This window comes from Myxococcus sp. CA033, assembly GCF_013336625.1.
Lineage (GTDB): Bacteria > Myxococcota > Myxococcia > Myxococcales > Myxococcaceae > Myxococcus > Myxococcus llanfairpwllgwyngyllgogerychwyrndrobwllllantysiliogogogochensis.
Genome location: NZ_JABUMU010000044.1, coordinates 1 through 18,866 on the forward strand (window position 1 = coordinate 1; position 18,866 = coordinate 18,866).

Consider the following 18,866-nt stretch of genomic DNA (forward strand, 5'->3'; position numbering starts at 1 on the left):
AGGCCGGCGCTCGCTGTCGATTCTCACCTCGCGGGTGGCGAGGGGGCGGGCTGTCGTTCGTGCCATGGCGTTCCTCCCATTCTCAGAGGGGCAACACCCCGGGCTCAGGCCATATTTGCCAGCGTAGATTTTTTTGCTTGGATTTCCTTCAACACCTCGATGTCCAAGTCCCGCTCAGCCAGCAGCTTCTTCAACCGGGCATTCTCCGCCTCCAGTTGCTTCAGCCTCTTCGTGTCGTTGGCGTCCATGCCCCCGAAGCGCTTGCGCCACGCGTAGACCGTGGGCTCGCTCACTCCATGCTTCTTCGCGGTCTCCGGCACGGACGACCGCTCCGCCTCTCGCAGAATGGCGACCATCTTCTCTTCGCTGAACCGACTCTTCTTCACTGCCTGCCTCCGTGATGTCCGGAGACGGCATCCTCTCAAGCTTCATGTGGTCCGAAAACCGCAGGGCATGTCACACCCACTCCCGCTATCCGGCGCCGCGCACCGCAGCTCCCGGCTCCTGAGCCGCACATTACGGACCTCGGGCTCGAGGAAAGACTCTAGGCAGTTCACTGGGGCGAGCCGCCACCGGCGTTCGGCCGCGCGGCCTTCGCTTCCCCAGGAACTAAACATGAGGAAGGCCAGCCAAGACACCAACCGGAAGCACGACAAGGTCATCTGCGGGCGCGAGAAGCCCGCGTGGTCCTATCGCACAAGGTGCGCGATAGCAGTCCCCAAACCGCCTCGCGCTCTGCACCTAGAGCTACTGAAAGACGAACGCTCCTGAATGAGGCTACACCTCTCTCCAAAAATTGAAGCACCGCGCAACCAGCAATCGACTTGTTCGATGGCACGCTCTGAACTGCTGGACTTCACGGCCAGTCAACTATAGACCAAACCCAACCTCTCACTCAGCGAGCTCGCCATGCTCACCGTCCGCGTGCGTCTTGTTCTTGTCGCAGTCCTATCCCTCATCACCCCCTCAGCTGCGATGGCCGCCAATGCCGTCGCGGGCACTACGTATCATGGACAAACCATCACTGCTCCGCCGGGGACGAGCGTCAGCGATTGGAACATCCTGCTCGTTCCCAGGAACATGGGTTTCCAGGAGATCTACTCCGAGGACGACAATGCCCTCCTGCGCTTCGAGGTATCGGCTTCTCCTCTCAACAACGTTGCGTGGTCGGTCTGGGCCCGTTTCAAGTATCGTAACAGCAGTGGGCCTGGCACTTGGTATGTCGGCAGCGTCGACTTTCTGCTGGTCCGCAAGGCGTTGAGCGTCGCCGGTACGCTCACGCATGGTGAGAACCTTGCCGTGCCATCGGGCACGTCGATGGCTGACTGGAACATCATCGTCAGTCCCGCGTCGGCCGGCATCGAAGAGCCCGGCCTCGAGTTCGACAATGCCCTGCTGCGGTTCTCGGCGTCCTACACCATCGTCGACAACTTCACCTGGCAGCTCCAAGCCCCCTACAAGTTCCGCCATACCAACCAGGGCCTGTCGTTCGTAGGCGCAGGCCAGGTGAGCTACCTGCTGGTCTCGCGCAACGCGAGCTTCACTGGCTTCGCCTCGAATGGCCAGACCTTCGCCACGCAGGGCAACACCGCCGTGAGCGACTGGTCGGTGCTCGTGCTCCCCACGAGCGTGGGCTACGAGGAAGTGGGCAGCGAGGGCGATAATGCCCTTCTGCTGTTCGATAGCAACGTTCAGGTCTTGGACAGCTACAGGTGGCAGGCGTTCGGCGCATACAAATACCGGTATCATAACGGCGGCGGCGTCTGGTATGGAGAAACGCTCAGCTACATCGCCGTCCGCAACTGATTCAACGGCTGGGTTGGCCCTCTCTCCAGGGCCAACCCAGCATCCCCCGGGACTCATTTGTGGACTCAACCGCTCCCGTGGACGCCAACGAAGAGGGAGGTATCTGTCACTCATCACACTGAGAGAGGGTGAGCTTGTCAGGCAGATTCACTCCATCAAGAAGCGTGTGTTGCCCTCGAGGAGGGTGTCCTTCGATGCCGAGCGCACCAGCCGCGGGCATGCGGACAAGTTCTGGGCCGTGACATTTACCTGCCAGAGGGAGCACGAACCGGAGCGACGCAATACTGGGGATATCGGAGTCCAGGTGATTGGGTGAGCACGCGAGTCCTTGCTCCCCAACTCCGCGAGCAGTCGACCTGTCCCCTGAACCGGATCCCCTCCAGAAGGTGGTCCGTCCGGCAGAGATTGCTGGGCGACAATAGACCATGGACAGCTCTCTACGTGGCACTGCTACTTGGAGCGTCTCAATCCCAGTTGAGGACGAGTCCGGAGAATGTGGGGGCACTGGACTTGGCGAGCCCGGACGATGGGGAAAACGCTGGGGCTATGAGGGTTTCCGCGTCGGCCGTCACTACGACGCGGAGTACCGCGTCGTCGATAGTCCCTGTCGCGTTGCCCAGCAGGGCGCGCCGAGGAGAGGCAAGCGCACTGGTCGGATTACTGGTGCAACTTTACAACCACAGCCTCAGAATCCAGAGAGGGTTGAGATCCTGGATTTTCGTGGTAAGTGCACTTGCGCCGGACGTTGTTGTGCACGCCCGACAAGTTCAGGGTGGGCGCTTTCTTGCGAGTTCTCTCAAGAGACCGTCCTCTGCTGGGCTTTCAGACTTCTCTCCATGAAGGGCTGCGGCCGGAATGGAGGGAACTTCGGACTGACAGGGAGATAAGCAATGACACGCGGAAGAAGTGGGCTTATTGTTTTTGCCACAGCAGTACTGTTATCCACTTCGTGTGGACTTCTCGTGGATGAGCCCGGGACGCCGAATCCGGATTCGGTCGGTGCCGTCCCCCTCGAGGCCCCTGCGACCAGGGACAGAGAAAGTCATGAGCTGGTTTCTCGCGAGGCGGCGCTGACAACGACTTCCGTTCTAGGGCGCTTTGCTCGCTACTGCGGCAAGGTCAACAGCCATCAAGGCGCGGATGGCGCATGGCTGGCGGACCCGGACTGTTCCTCGGGCTGCAACGTCGGCGGATTGGCTTACTGTCAGAAGTTCTGGCCCGGCTCCACGACCATTCAACAGGTGGCTGTTTCAGAGAAGGCGAATAATGTCTGGCGCAATGCCGGGTGTAGCCCTGTCGTTGACGACTGGGATGGGCACGACGAGTTCGAGTGTGTGGGGTCTGCTGTCTGTGGTGATGACACCTGCAATAGCGACAGCGGTGAGACGCCTTCGTCTTGTCCTGCTGACTGTGGCACGTGCGGGGACGGGGTGTGCAACAGTGGGGAGAACTATGTCCTGTGCTCTGCGGACTGCGGCGTAGCAAGTTCGTGTGGGGACGGTGCCTGCAACAACAACGAGACGAGCATTACGTGTGCCTCGGACTGCCGGGCGCCCAGCCTTGTCACCAATGCGGACTTTCCGGCCGGAGTGCTCCAGTTCACCACGGAAGAGGACTTCAACTCCCTTTTCCACACCCTCGCAGCCAATTCAATTGCGGCCAATTCGCTGCCAAGCGGATTCGCAAATCTCAAATCCTACCTAGCTCAGTTCCCGGTCAACGAGACTACCTACGAGGTGGATCGAGCCGAGTATCTCCGAGACTTGAAACAGCACATCGCAGGCGACGCACCGTTGCGGGAATTGGTCAATCCCGATCTTCAAGTACTCGCCGGCGGGAAAATGTATCAATTTACAGACATCGGACTGTTCAAGGTCGACCTCGACAAACTATCCTCATTCAGGACGTGGCTGAGTGCGAATCAGGAGCGTATCGACTTCGACCCCACGTTCACTGCGGTGCCCGGTGAAACCGCATTGGGGGACGGCCAGTACCAAGTGGCCGCCGGAATCGTCCGCATCGACCTACAGCAGGAAAAGATGGCGGGAAGCGACACGACACCTGTGGCACCAACACTGGCACCATCCAGCCTGGGACCCAATGACCTCGTGCTCGGGAAATTCGTGCGCTACTGCGGCAAGGTCAACAACCACCAGTCACCGGGAGGTAACTGGACGCCAGACCCGAACTGCAGCTCGGGCTGTAATATCGGCGGTCTTCCTTATTGCAAGAAGTTCTGGCCGGCATCGACAGCCATTCGCCAAGTGACTGTCTCGCCGAAACAAAACACCGTATGGACGAATGCTGGCTGCGCCCCCATCATTGACGACTGGGATGGGAACGACGAGTACGAATGCGTTCAAGAAAACGTGTGCCAATCGACCCCAACATTCATCAATGACTCAGTCGGCAGCGGGTTCAACAAAGAAATTTCCACCTCATTTGGAGACAGGCGCTTCATTCTCAAAACCAGAAAGACCAACCTAGTCCTCTTCCGCTCAATCTCCATGAAGGGGAAGTTGCAGCGAAGAAAGAAGGCTTGGTTTGTACAGTACTGGGGCCCCTCATACGCGGACGAACTCGTAATTGGCATCGACAACATGGATCTCCATACAAGCCACATCTTCCCAACCCCGCAAACCTTCGGCGCGCCAAACCGCCCGAACTTCACCGGTATCTTCAATTTCAAGATCGGGAACTGGACACTCGATGTCGCGGGGATTCAACTAAGCCAGACTTCTCGCAGGCTCATCTTCACCCAACCAGAACTCGCAAGCTTCATCAACAGCCAATTCAACAGCCTCCTTGGAGGCATAGCCAACAACCTCTGGACTCAATTCGAACACAAAATCATCAACGCTATCGACCCAGGCTACGTGGCACGACTCGCCGCCTACACCAAGAAGGTCGACAGCCTAAACGAGCAGAACAAATTCAGAATCACCCTGGGCCAAGCAGAGAAAAACCAAGGCTACAGTCACGAGCATAACTGGGTATTCGACTGGAACGTGATGGTGGGAGCAAAGCCATACTCCTATGACATGCGAGCCGGGAGCTTTTACGGAAAGGCCCGTGTTGGCTGCAATTGGTATGGGCTGCGCATCGTCCGACAATAGCAAGGCGTTCCTCGGCGAGGCACGCAATACTGTTTATATGGGTGCATCACCCATGTAGTAGTTACTGAGAAGGGAACGGCCACGACTTCGCCAGGACTCTGACTAACAAGTTCCAACATCTGCCGGCAAGAAACCTGGCCACCTGCTGGGCTGAAATAGCAGGCGGCCAGCGGCGAGATGTGCCAGGAGGACGGAACACTTGGTACTACCTTTGTGGTTCTTGATCTTCACGCACGCCTGCCGCCTGAAGGGGTACGTCGAGCAGATGCGGCGCCACGTCCACACCTCGTTCCGCGTCCACCATTCCGGAGAAGGATGGAGGCAGAAGACGTCGCGCAGCTGGCCGAGGCCACGGTAGCCGACACCGTCGAGCCGTAGGCGGCGTTGGACTCCAGCACCAGCACCTTGTCCGTCTCCGCATGGTGGTCCGCAACGAGGAAGGTGTGCCCCGCGCCCCACTGACTGCGCCACCCCTGGATGAGTGTCCAGGGGTGGGGCGGCACATCCGCCGACGGTGCCACCAGGGCCATGCCGGACTCGACGGCCGCCGTCACGGGGGAGAAGTAGTCCTGGCTGGAGGCAATCATCATCTGCCGATGGCGACGCGCGTCCCACGAGAAAGCAGCGCCGTGCGCCTCGGAGAAGGCCTTCACCCGCAGGGCCTCGACGAAGGTGCAGCAGTTGTTCAGCCGGGGCGGCGCCAACGGGACACGGACGCCCGGCAGCGCCCACGGGTAGTACACCCGGCTCACGTTGTACCTGTAGTCAGGGGACGCCCCCAGGAGCGCGATGAGACGCTCCTCCAAGACGGCCAGCGGCTCGCTCTCGAACGACAGCCGGACCATGGCCATGCGCGCGCTCCTGGGAGACGAACGTTGCGTAGCGCTGGGTGCGCCAGCGCGTGCACACCCAGGTGTCGAGCGCGCTCAGTTTCGGCACCAGTAGTCGGGCGTAATCGGTGTCGGGCGTGGGGTGGCGGGACTTCTCCTCGAGCACGAGATAGTCGCCCGCCTCGACATAGCCTCCAGGCTGCGTGCTCGTGTCCGGCGGCGCGAAGCCGCGCAGGCTCGCTGGCAGTCTCGCAACGCGGTAGGTGTCCATGGTGTCTCCTCCACGTCGAAGTGGGGCTTCAACGTGTTGGCCATCGACAAAGAGACCGAGTCGGTCCTGCCATGAGGAGCGGGGTTCGTGCGCCCCGCTCTCCACGCGGACGCAGCACGCGTCAGGGCATCCAGTCCGCATCGGGCGCGCCATCGTCGTCGGCGCGCCACGCGCCGCAGTGGACGCAGAACACCCATCTGGCGTAGCCGGCCAGGGCGGCAGGGTGCTCGGGGTACTCTTCGGCCGTCACGAGGTAGTCGCTCGGATTGTGCGCCTCGTCCTCTCGCTCCGAGCACGGGCACGGGCACGTCGTCACGCCTGCCGCAATGGCAGCCACTTCGCCAGCGTGCGCGTCGCCAAGCGTGTTCTCTTCTCGCTTCAAACACCCTTGGCCTGGATTCATCGTCGGTCCCTCCCAATCTTCTCTGTGAGTCTCGGAAGAAGAGGCGCCTCCACGCATGCGCTTCGGCTCGCGCGTGGGCTCCGTCGTCAGCCGCAGGTGTTGCCAATAGCGCTCTGTCCCCCGACGAAGGCAACTCATTGATGCGCAGGCCCTGAGCGAAAATGCGCGCGCCGGATGTCCCCGAAATCGGGCCCGAGGCATTTGTCCTCGCTGGAGGTGAGGTGCGCGGCTCCCAACGCCCTCGCACATCGAGGGCGCCCCTCCCACCGCGCGCCTTGCCTCCACTTGGTCCGGGAGGCCCGTGTGCAGAGCGTCGTCCGAGTCTTCGTCCTTGCCTCCCCCTCGGGCGCGCCACACCCCGGGCCGGAGTTCACCGTCGAGGCCTCCACCCACGACGGACTGATGGAGGCAGTCCACGCCGAGTTGGCGGCACGCGGCCAGCGCGCGCGCGCCGTCTCTCACACCCCCACGGGCCTCCTGGCTTACGTGGAGGAGCGCTCGTGACGGTTGTGCCTACCCAAAACTCGGTCGCTGCAGCATGAGTGCGTCAAGACCCCGTCAAGCAGCGCGTCAAGGCGAACGAGCGAGGCGCGCGCCGTCATCGTTCTTCCTGGGTCGGCAATGCGCGAGGCGGGCTCGTGGCACGAGACTGCGGCTCAGTGAACCAGGTGCTGGCCGGTTCCCGAGTGGAGTAGGACCCGCGCCATTGCCGCGGCGACCAGGTTTCCCCCAGGCTCCATGGCCTCGTGGAGCATCCTGTCCCGGTCCGCCGAAGGCGCGGCATCGGCCGCGGACTCGATCAGCAGACGCGAGCGGATGTCTGACTCCTCCGCCTGCGCCAACCCCACCTCGAGCGCCGTCCGTGCCTCGTCCTTCCGGTCGAGCGCCGTGAGCTGCCGGCCCAGTTGCAGTTGAAGCTCGGGCACTCCCGGTGCCTCGCCGATGGCCTGGCGCGTGAGTCGCAACCGGTCCTCCGCTCCCAGGTTCGGAAGCTCGAGCGTACGCATCACGGTGAAGGCCAGGTACGGAATCCTTCCGGCGGCAATTCCAGCGGCCAGCCAGCGCTCGGCGCGACACCGGTACCAGCCCGGCGCAAGCGCCTCCACCTCGTCGTACCAGGACACGGCCTCGCTCGCGCGATGGAGGAGGAGGAGCGTGACGGCCCCTTCGTAGCGGGGCTCGGGCGAGTAGGCGTCGATACGCCGTGCCTCCTCGAAGAGCGCAAGCGCCTCCTCGTAGCGGCCCTGCCCGCCCAGCTCACGGCCTCGCTCGACCAGGGCCGTGGTGCGCGCGAGGTCGAGTCGATTGCGGCAGAAGATGAATTGCAGCTTCCCCTCAATGAGCGCGGGCAGCTCGTCCAGTTCGAGGGTGACGCTGTCGAGTTCCGCCACCACCCGATTGAGCGGCTCACCGGCCCGGACGATTTCGGCAACCTTCCGGATGCGGCGGGCCCGCGAATCCTGGCCCACCTGCTCCAGCGCCACCGCGAGTTCCATGGCCACGCCTGCGGCATCCACTCCCTGTCCCAGGTAGCGGTGCGCCTCGAAGCTGTTTTCCAGGTAGGCGACGACGCCCTCGTCGTCACCGGCTCTCCGGCACAGGTCAATCGCCTGCCGGAAGAGCGGAAGCGCGGTCTCCGCCCGGCCCTCCTGGAAATGACACGCGGCCATCTGCCCGAAGGTCATGGCCTTCATGGTCTCGGCGCTTCCTCCCGACAGGCCCTGGATTCGCTCCGCCTCGGGAGTGAGCAGCGATAGCGCACCTTCGAAGTCCAGCCCGCGCATGAGCGTGTTGGCGCGCTCCCGTGTCTCCTGCCAGCGCACGATGGGGTTATCGGCGGGAGTCCCCATCATCCGCTGGAACATTTCGGGCCGGTTCCGAGTCTCCGCGAGGCACTGAGCGATGCCGATGAGCCCCTGGCCATAGCGCTGGAGGTGTGTCGGCTCCTTGCGGACGCTCTCGGGAACCGTCAACCAGGCAGGGTAGTGCTCGAGGAGCAGGGCTTCGTGCTCGGCACAGAGCCGGATGAGCGCGGCGTCATTCTGTGATTGCACAGCATCGAAGAGCAGCTCGCGCACAGCCTCGGGCGAGGTGGGTGCCGGCCTGCCCGCGCGACCGAAGAGACGATTGAAGAGGCCCATGAAGCAAGGATACGCGAGCGAGACCGTTTCACGACACTCCGATGCACTTCTTTCCTACCCGTGCCGACCCAACCTCGGCCGCTGCGTCCTGAGCGCGTCACGGCCTTGTCGAACCGTGCGTCACTGCGAGTGAGCGAGGCGCGCACGGCAGAGGCGACAAACTCCCTGACACAGGGGGCGGCTGACATGCCCTGCTCCGCCGACGTCCGGGCCCAAGAAGTAGCGCGGCCTCCCCGATCTATTTCCTCTCATTACGAGGTTCCGCGTATTGAGTCGTTCCCCTGCCAACCATGACAATGGCGGTCCTCACCCGCAGTCGTCATTGGAAAGGCTGGCCGATGCCATTCGTGTCGCGGAGTCGAGTCGCTCTTGCCGTCGCGGTGTTTGGATTCCTGGGCGCGGTCCCCTCCACGCGAGCCGCGCCCACCGCCGACCCGGCGGACAACACGAGTTCCTCCACGCTCGCGTCAGCGCTGGATGAGGCTCGCATCCTCGCCTACTGGACTCCGGAACGGATGGCCTCGGCAATTCCCGCGGAGCCCCCCACGACGTCCGGCAAGGCGCCCATCAGCCTCAAGCCCGTCGCGCCGGAGAACGTGAGCCGCACCGTGGACGGCGCCGAGCCGCGAGGCGGCCTCGCGCCGCTGGCCGACATTCATACGATGAGCGGGAAGGTCTTCTATACGGACGGCGGGCAGAACTACGTGTGTTCGGGCAGCACGGTGTACAGCAATGGCAGACGGGTCGTCTTCACCGCGGGACACTGTGTGCATGGTGGCGGCTCCGGTCGCAACTGGTTCAGCAACTGGGCCTTCGTCCCCAACTACCACTCGGGTTCCCCCCACGGCACCTGGACGTCCACCAGCCTTTGGTCGAAGAACGGGTGGACCAACAACGGGGACCGGGCCTACGACGTGGGGGCCGCGGTGATGAACGACCGTAATGGCACGCGCATCGTCGATGCCGTGGGGGGACAAGGCATCAAGTGGGGAGCTCCCTACGGTGCGTACATCTACCAGTTCGGCTACCCCGCGGCCCCGCCCTTCAACGGCTCCCAACTGCTCTTCTGCCAGGGCGGCACGTGGAACGAGGGCGGCTTTCCCTCCATCTCCTGCAACATGACCGGCGGCGCCAGCGGCGGGCCCTGGTTGGAAAGCTATGGTCAGAACTACTGGGCCTATCTGTACTCGGTGAACAGCTGGATGTTCTGGGACTCGGACCCCACCATGGTCAACAAGTGGCAGGGCCCCTACTTCAGCTACGACACGGCGGGCAGCCTGTATGACGCCGTGAAGGACCTGTAACGCGCCCCTGTGCGTACCCAAAGTTTGATCGCTGCGTCATGCATACGTCAAAGGTAGGTAAGCGCAGCGCCTACGGGGTCACCGAGTTCCTGGAGCGGTAGAGAGGGGCGGTGGAGCATTGGGGATAGGGCCTTGGGGCAAAGCAACCTGCCGCTGCACGCGGCCGACTCGACACCGCCTGCGGAGGACTGTCGCAGGCGGTGGACGCCAGCCGGGCGGGCCGCGATTGGCCACAGGAGCCCCAGGACAGGGCCTCGCTCAGCCAGCAGCTTCTTCAACCGGGCATTCTCCGCCTCCAACTGCTTCAGCCTCTTCGTGTCGTTGGCGTCCATGCCCCCGAAGCACTTGCGCCACGCGTAGACCGTGGGCTCGCTCACTCCATGCTTCTTCGCGGTCTCCGGCACGGACGACCGCTCCGCCTCTCGCAGAATGGCGACCATCTGCTCTTCGCTGAACCGACTCTTCTTCACTGCCTGCCTCCGTGATGTCCGGAGACGGCATCCTCTCAAGCTTCAGGTGGTCCGAAAACCGCAGGGCATGTCACTCCCTATCTGCCTGCTGCAGTTCGAACCGTTGCATGTCAGCACTCCTACCTTGGCCAACACGCCACTCCGGCAGACTTCATTCGGGCGGAGGACTGGCGTCTGTGTCGCACGAAGGCCGCCCCGGGGTGGCCTGCCTCTGAATTTGCTCATCGCGGCGGGCATTTGCCGCACAGATATTCCCCGTGCTAAATTTTGGAGCGCAGGGGACCCCGTCAGAAGGAGTTCGAGCATGAACAGTCGATTGAGGAAGATCGCTACGACCTGCGGGTTGGTGGGCGGCCTGGTGCTGGCTCAGGCAGCAGAGGCGTCGTGCCAAAACATCTGCGTTCGGGCTTACAAAGACTGTTTGGCACACACGTCAGACCCCGCCGTATGCGTAGCAGAGCACGCCCTCTGCCTGGATGACTGCAGTAGCGGTGGTGATTCCATCACCGGCCAGCAACAGCTTCTGAAGGAGCAACCTGAACCCCAGCAGTGCGAGCGCTCCCCAGTGCAGCAGCGCGAGCTGAGCGCGCAGGCGAATCCAGCGTAACCGGGCAATGTTCGCGCAGGAGGCGCCTCGGAAGGCGCCGCCTTTGCGCTGTCTTTGGGAGGCATCCGCTTCCGGTTTAGCCGCTGCTCCCGAGGGAAGCGGTGAGCGTCAAGGTAGTTGTCGCGTGAGAGGGTTCAGCCGATGCGCTTCAGCTCCTGCACCACATACGGCGAACCCTGACAGTCTGCACTGGCCCCCGGTGAGGCGCGGCGCTCCCTCCTACCGCCGTGGTAGCGGTGACGGAGCGCCTCGACCCTCATCACCTCCAACCGGCCGGTGGAGCCGCTGGGGATGGGGCCGCCCCAGGCGGAACGTGAGCATGCGTCCCGTGGCGGGGCAATCCACCACGGGACGCAGCTTGCGCGAGGTGGCCCAGGTTCTACATGTGCCCAGGCTGACACCTGGGCACTGAGTTGGAAGGACTCCGCAACGCAGAGTCCGACCTTCTCCTATCGAGCAAACTCCTCTGGAAGCTCCCAAGCAAAAACAACAACACACCCAGCATCGCGACTCACCACCACGCGATACCTGCATCCAGGAAACTCTGCGACATCCCCAGCGGCGAGCTGGGCGACCTGCGTGCCGAATTCAATCTGGCATTGCCCGGCCAACACGTAGCACGTACCGGCCCGCATTGCGCCAGCGAAATCCTCCCCCGGCGAATACCGATTAACGCGCACCCGATATTTCCTCGCGGGCAAGTGCAGGGCACGCACACTCTCTTCCGAGAGTGGTTTGCTGGAGAGTTCGGACCAGCGTCGCACCGTGAGCTGTTTGGGTTCCATCATGCACCTCATTGCGGGAAGGTGATGCCAATCTTGGCGAACGCAGCCCGAGCAAACGCCACGCCATCCTCATCTCAATTCCAGACATGCAATGACACGTTCACTGACGCACGCGGGCACTGGACCCGAGATTCCGGGAGCCGCAGCCGGTGAGCGACACGCCCGCCATGCGGCCAACAGTCCGGCGAGCGTCTGCTCTTCGTCGTGCCGGGCAGAGGCCTCCGCGGCGCGCTCCAGGTGAGCGTACACGTTGTCATCCACGTCGCCATTCTACCGCAAGGCAGACACGCTCACCCATTCGACGTGGGAGAAGCCAGACGTGGCCCACCGCAGGGCGTTGACGCTCGCGGCGTCGACCTGGCGATGACAGCGCACCCGCAGGCCCCTCTTCCCGAAACCCTCCGCCGCGGAAAGGAGCCTCCAGAACGACTCGCCAGCCCGGGCGCTCACCAGCGTCACCTCGATGGGCACCTTGTCGCCCGGGCGCACCGTGAGCGTCCAGGCTCCCGGAATGGTGGCATCGAAGCGCTCCAGCTTCGTCGCCAGCGTGGAGGTCGCGCACAGGCGCACGTCCTCCTCGTGCCCGGCGTGCAACTCCAGCCACGACAGGTTCGGCCACAGGGCCAGCCTGTCGAATACATCCCCCAGCGCGGGCGTGCGGTACACTTGGTCCGCGACAGACCCCCACAGCTCCAGCCGACTGACGGAGGGCGGCGGCCCCATCAAACGGGCCCAGTACGGCTCCACCCGTCGCATCCGCGTCACGCCCCGAAGATGCGGATGCGCGAGCCACTGCGCGTGGACCACCGACCAGGCCACCGTCGCCCAGTCGATCTCCCGCACCGTGCTCCAGGCCGGTCCCGGCTCGGGGAGAATCAGAGAGGCCGCCTCCTTCGCCATCCGCACCGCCACGGGAAAGCCCCGCTCGAAGCGGGTCGCCCCACTATCGATGTGGCCCCCCAGCGGCATCTCCCAGCTCCGGAGGTGCGTCGCGAGCAACTCGTCGATGCGCTCCTCGTCAGGAGTGGGAGAGCACTGGAGCACGATGAACTCGCCCAGGGGGTCGCCCGTCTCCATCAACTGGTCCGCCATCACCAGCCGCACGTCGTCGTCCTCGGGGTTGGCATAGACACGGGGCAACCACGTCTCCCGGATGCTGGCGTTTCGCGACTCCTTCTCCGCGCGAACACGCAGGGCCTCCCACAGCGCCGCGAGCAGCTCCCCCGCCTTCGCGTCGAGTTCCCGCGGCACCCAGTCACGCCCCAGGCTGATGACGAAAGACAGCCGCGCGGCCGAGGCCCAAGCCTCCGGCATCATCCGCTCATACAGGGCCTCGAGGGGCTCGACGTCGAAGGGCGGCCCCACGTGCCGGAGCGCCGCGCACAGCCTCAACACCCGCTGAGGCTCCTCCGCCGAGGGGAGTCGCGCGATGGCGAGCAACCCGGGGATGAACCGGGGGTCGGGCAGGCAGTCGAGCAGGGCATCGAGCCGCGCATCCACCTCGCGCGGCTGCCCCTGCGCCCCCAGCCCGCGAGCCAGGTCCCGCGCCGCGCGACGAGCCTCCGCGGACTCCCCCTCCCGCCCCGCATGCGTCGAGTCGAGACGCGCCTCGAACTCCTGGGCGAACAGGACCAGCTCGCTCGCGCGACACTCGCGCCACGCATCCATCACGGCGCCGAAGGCCTCTTCCTCCTCCTGCCGCGCGAAGCACTCCGCCGCGCGCTCCAGGTAGCTGTGCAGGGCCTCGGTCACGTCGCCAGCGTATACCGCCTGAAGATTTCCAGCCTCCGCACAGGCGGCGACATGCCCGCCAACGCGAGCGGGCCCATCCACCTCCACGCCGAGCCTCCGCGTCACGCCGCCCAGATGCGGAGGGGCGAGCCACTCGAGGAACCCCGCGTCGCCCTTCCGCTGATGCCAGTCCAACCCCCGCACCGTCCGCGGGCATCTCCACCTTCGAGGCACGGGCCGCACGGAAGGCTTCTCCCGACACGCCGATGCCCGGGGCCGCGCGCGCCTGAGGGCCTATTCTTTCAATGCCTTCACGGGATAGTTGCCGGTGTAGGAACGAAATCGCTGCTCCAGCTTCCCGGGCACGAGCACGCCCGTGTCGAACAGCTTCAGCAGGAAGCCCTCGTACGTCGTCCACTGGGAGAAGTCCGCGCGCCGGAGCTCCTCATAGAGCACATAGGCCAATACGTGCATTCCATCGTCGTGGTCGCGGAAGAAGGCCGCGCCCGTGAGCGGCTTGCCGTCCCTCGCGCGGAGCAAGCCCTGGCGCTCGCTGACGAAGACGTCGATGGCCTCGGCGCAGTCCTCCTCCGTCAGCCCCTGGGCGGTGGTGTAGCCGAACGCCGGGTCGTGCTCACGCACCAGTCGCTGGAAGTACGGGTCCGCCTCCAGGGCTGTCAACCGCGCGTCAATGGCACCCTCGCGCTTGAACGGCGGGTGGAGCAGCTCATGCACGGCGGTCTTCACCGTGACGCTCAGCGGATAGGTGAGGTCGGTGAGGAAGTTCCAGCCCGTCACCCGGATGCCGTGGGGTTTGACGAACTTCAGCACGTGGGCGTTGAGCGCCTCCACGTGGAGCACCCGGCCGAGGACGTCCTCGTCCCAGCCCACCACGTCATGGGGTGCCAGTTGGACGCCGAATCGCGCGATGGCCTGTTCCACCTGGGGCAGGTACTCCGCGCGCCAGATGCGCGAGAAGCCGATGCGCTGGAGGAAGGCGAGCAGCACACCCAGGTCCTGGCGCACGTCCTCCATCTCGGTGAAGTCGGAGTCCTCGCTGTAACTCGTCGCCTCGAAGTCCCGACGCATCGCCTTCCAGGCGGCATCGTCCGACACCGTCCTTGCCAGGTCTTCCACGGTGGTGGCACCCGTGACGGAGAAGACGAGCGTCAGATGGGGACCCACCATCTTCCCGGCCTGCTTTCCCATCCGCTCGGTGAGGTGCGCGAGAGCGGCCTTCTCCCTGGGCTCGAGGAGAACGGAGAAGCGCTGAAACTCCACGGGATAGTACTTCGTGTAGAACGCGTCGCCACGGAGCAGGTTCAACAGACAGAGGGCGTCGTAGGCCTCGGAGGGACGCAGCACCCAGTGCGTGCGCCCGGCCTCCACGCGGGTGATGGCCGGCGCGGGAGATGTGGGGACCTCCTGCCGTGAGACGCAGCTGGCGGATGCCAGCCACAGCGTGGCGACGAGGGCCACTGTGGGTACTCCCCAGCGGGCGTCGGAGGTCGGGGAGGAAACGGGGACGGTGGAGGCGAGCGGGTCCGGAGTCATGGCGCTGAAGCTGACCCCGCCCGCGCGAGGATGTCTTGGACGGAACTCATCCCGTTGGACGAAACGAACGGCCCGCGAGCAGGCGCCGGTACTCGGCCGGTGCCAGGTGGAGTCGGCGGCTGAATTCGCGCGTCATGTGACTCTGGTCGTAGTAGCCCGCCTCCAGCGCGATGTCGCTGATGGGGTGCGCCGTCTCTCGCAGTGCCCGGCTGGCGCGCTCCAGTCGGGAGCGGCGCAGGTAGTCGACGGGAGTGCATTGGAAGAACTGGCGGAAGGTGCGGCCCAGTTGCGTGGGGCTCACCCCCGCCTCGCGAGCCAGTTGCGCGAGCGTGGGAGGCGGCCCCCGGACCGCATCAAGCAACTCCCGCACCCGTGCGAGCCACGCGGGAGGAGCCGATGCCTTCGGGGGCGTCGTGGCGCGCACGGCCTCAGCCAGCAGCTCCAACGCCAGCCCTTCGATGGCCAGCGCCGTCATGTCATCCCCGTGGCGGAACTCCTGATAGAGGCGCGCGGTCAGCGTGGACAGTCGCGCCGACGCAAGCTCCATCCGGCTGTCGAGCCGGGAGACGAGGGGGTAGCGCGACCGCCAGACCGCCTCGGAGAAGTCGACGTTGAAGGTGCGGGTGAGCCGACCGGCGATGCGCTGCTCGTGGGCGACCTCGGGTGCCTGGAAGGCCACCGACCTGGGAGGACATTGCCGGGCGCGTCCTTCCAACACGTCGGTGAAGCCGCCTTCCAGCGTGAGCCGGAAGCCCGCGTGCCGGTGCCGGTGAAGAGGGAGGACGACGTCGGGAGGATAGGTGCTCTCCGTCAAGACGAGCCCCGCCACCTCCAAGCGCTGGAGCGGTGTGCCGAGATAGCGACCAAATCCAAGGACGGGTGTGGAGGACACGAAGCCCCTATGTACGGCCCGTGAATCGATTGCAATCTCCAGGCTCCATCCAGGAGCCCAGGTCAAGCGCGCCGCACCCATGGCGAAGGGAAGCCCACTCCGGCCGTGCAGGAGCTGAAGCGCATCGGCTGACCCCTCTCACGCGACAGAGTGTGCCGGGCTCCGCTTTTTCCTACCCGTACTTCTCGCTCATGTGCGCCCACGAACGCGTGGCCAGTTCGCGCAGCACCTTTTGATCCACGTCGGCGAGTTTGTTGATGTAGAGGCAGCTCTTTCCGTTCTTGTACTTCCCCAGCTTTTTCATCAGCGGTTCGGACGCGAGGAAGCCTGGCACGATGTAGAGCACGGTCGCGCCCTTGCGTGGGCTGAAGCCGATCTTCGGCCAATCCGCCTCGCCCATCGTGTTCGTGTATTTGTATGAGCCATAGCCGATGATCGACGACCCCCACATGGCGGGCTTTTCGCCGGTGACCTCGCGCAGCATCTTGTCAATCGCCTTGGCGTCCGCGCGCCGGGCGTCGTCATCGACCGCGGCGATGAATTCGGCGACGGAGGCCTTGTTCTTCTGCGTTTTGACTGGCGCCTTCTTGGCTGCGACTTTCTTGGCCATGAGCGTTCCTCGTGACTCGGGGGCCTCACGCTACGCAATCACGCGCGGCAGCGGAAGCGTCAGACGCGCGGCGCACAGGTCCTGTGCCTCCCCAAATCCGGTCGCCCAATGCCCGCGCCGAGCCGACCTCAGGCGCACCGCCTGAGGTCATGTGGGAACCACGGTCGCTGGTTCAGGGTACTCGGCGCCCGGCAGGCACTGGACTTCGTCAAGCACCTCTCCGTGGCCCAGCCTGCTGAGGTAGTGCCGCGCGCCGCGGTTCCGGACGCTCGTGGCCATTCAACGCCCCGACGTCCCCCGACCAGCGCGAGAGGTCATCAGGTACGTTATTGAAGATTGAACCAGCCGCCCTTGCTGTCGTACCCAACGCCGTTGTGCTCGCTGAACTCGATGATGATCGTCCAGTGACCGTGGCCCCAGTTGTAGAAATAAATCTTGAGCATGGCCTCCTGGCCCGTCGGGCCCCACGGGCCCGTGAGCGTGCCAGCCAGCACCGACACCTGCACATCGCCGTTTGGTTGCTCGTAGGTTGGCAGTTCGCCGACGATGACGTCGGAGAGCGAACTCGTCGCGAGCACCAACGCCTCGACCGCGAGCGCGCCTTCCTCGTCACTCACGACGTGGGGGGCGAGATTCGGCGCTCGCCCCTCGGCCAGCGCCTGGCGGACTTCCGACGCGCTGGCGCTGCCCACTGTGTCGAGCAGCACCTCGCCACCCGCCACCGGAATCGACCACACGCAACTCGGGAAGCCGGACGGCGGCAAGCCCTGCTCCGTACACACAGCCCCCGCGGCAGAGGTGGCGGCGACGCTCGTGCCCGTAGACATCGCCAGAACAACCAGTGTGACAACCAGCGGGTTTACTCTCGTATTCATGAGTCCTCGTGTATCGGGCGGCCGCACCAGCGACGCCCGTGATGGGTCCCTGCAATCGAGGCAGGCCGTCGACTGACCGCGTGTCCTGTTACGTCAGATGGATGCGCAAGCAGTCTCGAGCCGACCTCAGGGAACAACATAGTCCAGAATGCCCATCAAGTGAAACTGAATTGCATCAGCATTTCAACAACGAAAATACAGACACATGAACTCCTCGTCCGTGAGGCGTTGGTTCATCGTGGCCACGAGGTCTCTCTTCGAGCGCGGACGACATCGACGCCCCAGGCAGCTCCACGCCCCTGCGCCAGAAGCCCTGAGTCATTGCACTGGAAGGGGTCCATGCAGCCACGTCGTCGGTACACGGCCGCAGCGTCGAAGGCCGTCTGGTTATTGTCCGTGTTGATGGGAATCTCGAGTTGTCAGGACGGGACATCGTCGGGACTTGAGGCGATGGGGACAGCACGGAATCCTCGGGGGTGGCCAGGGTATCGGCGACCGCTGCGGGTGCGTCGTGCACGGGGTTGACCTGGACGCTCACCATCCCGGTGTCAGTCAGGCGTCCATCCCACACCGAGTACTCGAACGTCGCGGTTCCGGAGAAGTCCGCCTCCGGGATGAAGGTGGCGGTGCCGCCGACCCACGTCACGCTGCCATGGGTCGCCGTGCCAACGGAGGTGAGCGTGAGCGAATCGCCGTCCGCGTCGAAATCGTTGGAGACGAGCGACGCGCCTGGAATCACCAGGACGGTGTCCTCGTAGAGCGTCGCCAGGTCCTCGCGTGCGGACGGGGCCACGTTGGACGGAGGGGGCTTCTCCCCTCCTCCACAGGCGGCGAGGGCCACGGAGACAAAAAGGACGGAGCCCCGGATGCCGGGGAAGAATCCTGGGGTGCAGGCGAATTGCCGCGGCCACCGTACGGAAGTGAGGCTCAGGTACAAACGAACGAGTTGATACGCCACCATGCCCCTCAGAGAAAGAAGCCCCCCTTCCCGAGAAACCCAGAGGGGTGCTGCCCCCATAACGGGGCCCGGAGGCGCAAGTCGCAGAGGAAACCAATTCACTCGACCTGACGCCGGCAGCCCGCGGGTCGCCAGACCACGGAGAGCCGAGGAACAGCACTTGAGGCTCGTCCGGACTTCAGCCCCTGTGCCTCCCTGATAACCTCGATCATTGAGAAGATGCGCATGCCCGGGCGACCCGCGCCGCTTGACGCCTGGCCAGCTCTGCGCCCCTCGGCCTTGAACTTTCCGAAAACTCTCGGCGAGGTCCGCGGGGCTTGTTCAGCTTCTCTTCGTTCGCGGACCGCCCGTGCTCCTTCCATCACATCTCGGGTGTCCACGGAACTGGCTCTCCCGCACTTCGTGTGGCTCCCCTCTGGGGAGTAGGCAGACGCGGCAAGCTGCCAGCGGGGCGAATACACCCAGGGAATGGAAACGCTGTACCCACTTCCAGGGTGTCGGGTGGGCCGGGTG

14 protein-coding genes and 2 pseudogenes are annotated in these 18,866 nt (G+C 64.4%); 4 read left to right on the forward strand and 12 right to left on the reverse strand.

Features of this window, described 5'->3' with window-relative positions; genetic code table 11:
* Nucleotides 1-128 precede the first annotated feature (128 nt).
* A pseudogene (locus tag HUA78_RS45265) lies at nucleotides 129-386 on the reverse strand (transposase); the annotation flags it as partial.
* 523 nt (nucleotides 387-909) lie between these two features.
* Here HUA78_RS45265 and HUA78_RS45270 point away from each other — a divergent pair.
* Together HUA78_RS45270 and HUA78_RS45275 are read left to right on the forward strand one after the other, a co-directional pair.
* Nucleotides 910-1,806 carry a hypothetical protein gene (locus HUA78_RS45270; protein WP_174479081.1) on the forward strand — a complete coding sequence of 299 codons (897 nt, stop codon included), beginning with the start codon at nucleotides 910-912 and terminating at the stop codon, nucleotides 1,804-1,806.
* Between the two features lie 962 nt (nucleotides 1,807-2,768).
* The gene (locus HUA78_RS45275; RefSeq protein ID WP_174466719.1) at nucleotides 2,769-4,922 is read left to right on the forward strand and encodes a hypothetical protein; all 2,154 of its coding nucleotides are present in this window, start codon (nucleotides 2,769-2,771) and stop codon (nucleotides 4,920-4,922) included.
* A gap of 227 nt (nucleotides 4,923-5,149) precedes the next feature.
* Here the strand turns inward: HUA78_RS45275 and HUA78_RS47095 are convergent, their stop codons facing one another.
* The 3 genes from HUA78_RS47095 to HUA78_RS45290 form a co-directional block, all read right to left on the reverse strand.
* Complete coding sequence (locus HUA78_RS47095) at nucleotides 5,150-5,773, reverse strand: hypothetical protein (RefSeq protein ID WP_254624250.1); 624 nt, start codon at nucleotides 5,771-5,773, stop codon at nucleotides 5,150-5,152.
* Nucleotides 5,688-6,023, reverse strand: a complete 336-nt coding sequence (locus HUA78_RS45285; RefSeq protein ID WP_174466720.1) for a hypothetical protein — start codon at nucleotides 6,021-6,023, stop codon at nucleotides 5,688-5,690. The genes HUA78_RS47095 and HUA78_RS45285 overlap by 86 nt, the downstream gene beginning before the upstream one ends.
* A gap of 121 nt (nucleotides 6,024-6,144) precedes the next feature.
* A complete protein-coding gene (locus HUA78_RS45290; RefSeq protein ID WP_254624251.1) occupies nucleotides 6,145-6,339 on the reverse strand; it encodes a hypothetical protein in 195 nt (64 codons plus the stop codon).
* 390 nt (nucleotides 6,340-6,729) lie between these two features.
* On the opposite strand from HUA78_RS45290, the gene HUA78_RS45295 reads away from it, so the two are divergent.
* Complete coding sequence (locus tag HUA78_RS45295; RefSeq protein ID WP_174466721.1) at nucleotides 6,730-6,930, forward strand: hypothetical protein; 201 nt, start codon at nucleotides 6,730-6,732, stop codon at nucleotides 6,928-6,930.
* Between the two features lie 152 nt (nucleotides 6,931-7,082).
* Here HUA78_RS45295 and HUA78_RS45300 read toward each other — a convergent pair whose 3' ends face one another.
* Nucleotides 7,083-8,567 carry a hypothetical protein gene (locus tag HUA78_RS45300; protein WP_174479082.1) on the reverse strand — a complete coding sequence of 495 codons (1,485 nt, stop codon included), beginning with the start codon at nucleotides 8,565-8,567 and terminating at the stop codon, nucleotides 7,083-7,085.
* 338 nt (nucleotides 8,568-8,905) lie between these two features.
* Here HUA78_RS45300 and HUA78_RS45305 point away from each other — a divergent pair, with 338 nt between their 5' ends.
* On the forward strand, nucleotides 8,906-9,871 hold the full coding sequence (locus HUA78_RS45305; protein ID WP_174466724.1) for a serine protease: 966 nt from the start codon (nucleotides 8,906-8,908) through the stop codon (nucleotides 9,869-9,871).
* A 250-nt stretch (nucleotides 9,872-10,121) separates the two neighbouring features.
* On the opposite strand, the pseudogene HUA78_RS47100 reads toward HUA78_RS45305, so the two are convergent.
* From HUA78_RS47100 to HUA78_RS45340, 7 genes and pseudogenes are all read right to left on the reverse strand, one after another.
* Nucleotides 10,122-10,341, reverse strand: a pseudogene (locus HUA78_RS47100) (transposase); the annotation flags it as partial.
* A 1,662-nt stretch (nucleotides 10,342-12,003) separates the two neighbouring features.
* Nucleotides 12,004-13,668 (reverse strand): TIGR02996 domain-containing protein, encoded by a 1,665-nt coding sequence (locus HUA78_RS45315; RefSeq protein ID WP_174459478.1) that lies wholly within the window; start codon nucleotides 13,666-13,668, stop codon nucleotides 12,004-12,006.
* Between the two features lie 90 nt (nucleotides 13,669-13,758).
* A complete protein-coding gene (locus tag HUA78_RS45320) occupies nucleotides 13,759-14,943 on the reverse strand; it encodes a hypothetical protein (RefSeq protein WP_254624252.1) in 1,185 nt (394 codons plus the stop codon).
* A gap of 121 nt (nucleotides 14,944-15,064) precedes the next feature.
* Nucleotides 15,065-15,910 (reverse strand): helix-turn-helix transcriptional regulator, encoded by an 846-nt coding sequence (locus HUA78_RS45325; protein ID WP_174466727.1) that lies wholly within the window; start codon nucleotides 15,908-15,910, stop codon nucleotides 15,065-15,067.
* Between the two features lie 172 nt (nucleotides 15,911-16,082).
* Nucleotides 16,083-16,520 (reverse strand): DUF1801 domain-containing protein, encoded by a 438-nt coding sequence (locus HUA78_RS45330; RefSeq protein ID WP_174466728.1) that lies wholly within the window; start codon nucleotides 16,518-16,520, stop codon nucleotides 16,083-16,085.
* 326 nt (nucleotides 16,521-16,846) lie between these two features.
* Entirely contained in the window at nucleotides 16,847-17,395 is a 549-nt protein-coding gene (locus HUA78_RS45335; RefSeq protein ID WP_174479085.1) for a hypothetical protein, read from the reverse strand.
* Between the two features lie 175 nt (nucleotides 17,396-17,570).
* Entirely contained in the window at nucleotides 17,571-18,188 is a 618-nt protein-coding gene (locus HUA78_RS45340) for a cadherin-like domain-containing protein (protein ID WP_174479086.1), read from the reverse strand.
* Nucleotides 18,189-18,866: the final 678 nt, after the last annotated feature.

Coding starts and splice junctions, on each gene's coding strand:
- HUA78_RS45270 (WP_174479081.1), top strand. CDS start 910: ATGCTCACCGTCCGCGTGCGTCTTGTTCTTGTCGCAGTCCTATCCCTC.
- HUA78_RS47095 (WP_254624250.1), bottom strand. CDS start 5,773: ATGGCCATGGTCCGGCTGTCGTTCGAGAGCGAGCCGCTGGCCGTCTTG.
- HUA78_RS45285 (WP_174466720.1), bottom strand. CDS start 6,023: ATGGACACCTACCGCGTTGCGAGACTGCCAGCGAGCCTGCGCGGCTTC.
- HUA78_RS45300 (WP_174479082.1), bottom strand. CDS start 8,567: ATGGGCCTCTTCAATCGTCTCTTCGGTCGCGCGGGCAGGCCGGCACCC.
- HUA78_RS45305 (WP_174466724.1), top strand. CDS start 8,906: ATGCCATTCGTGTCGCGGAGTCGAGTCGCTCTTGCCGTCGCGGTGTTT.
- HUA78_RS45330 (WP_174466728.1), bottom strand. CDS start 16,520: ATGGCCAAGAAAGTCGCAGCCAAGAAGGCGCCAGTCAAAACGCAGAAG.
- HUA78_RS45335 (WP_174479085.1), bottom strand. CDS start 17,395: ATGAATACGAGAGTAAACCCGCTGGTTGTCACACTGGTTGTTCTGGCG.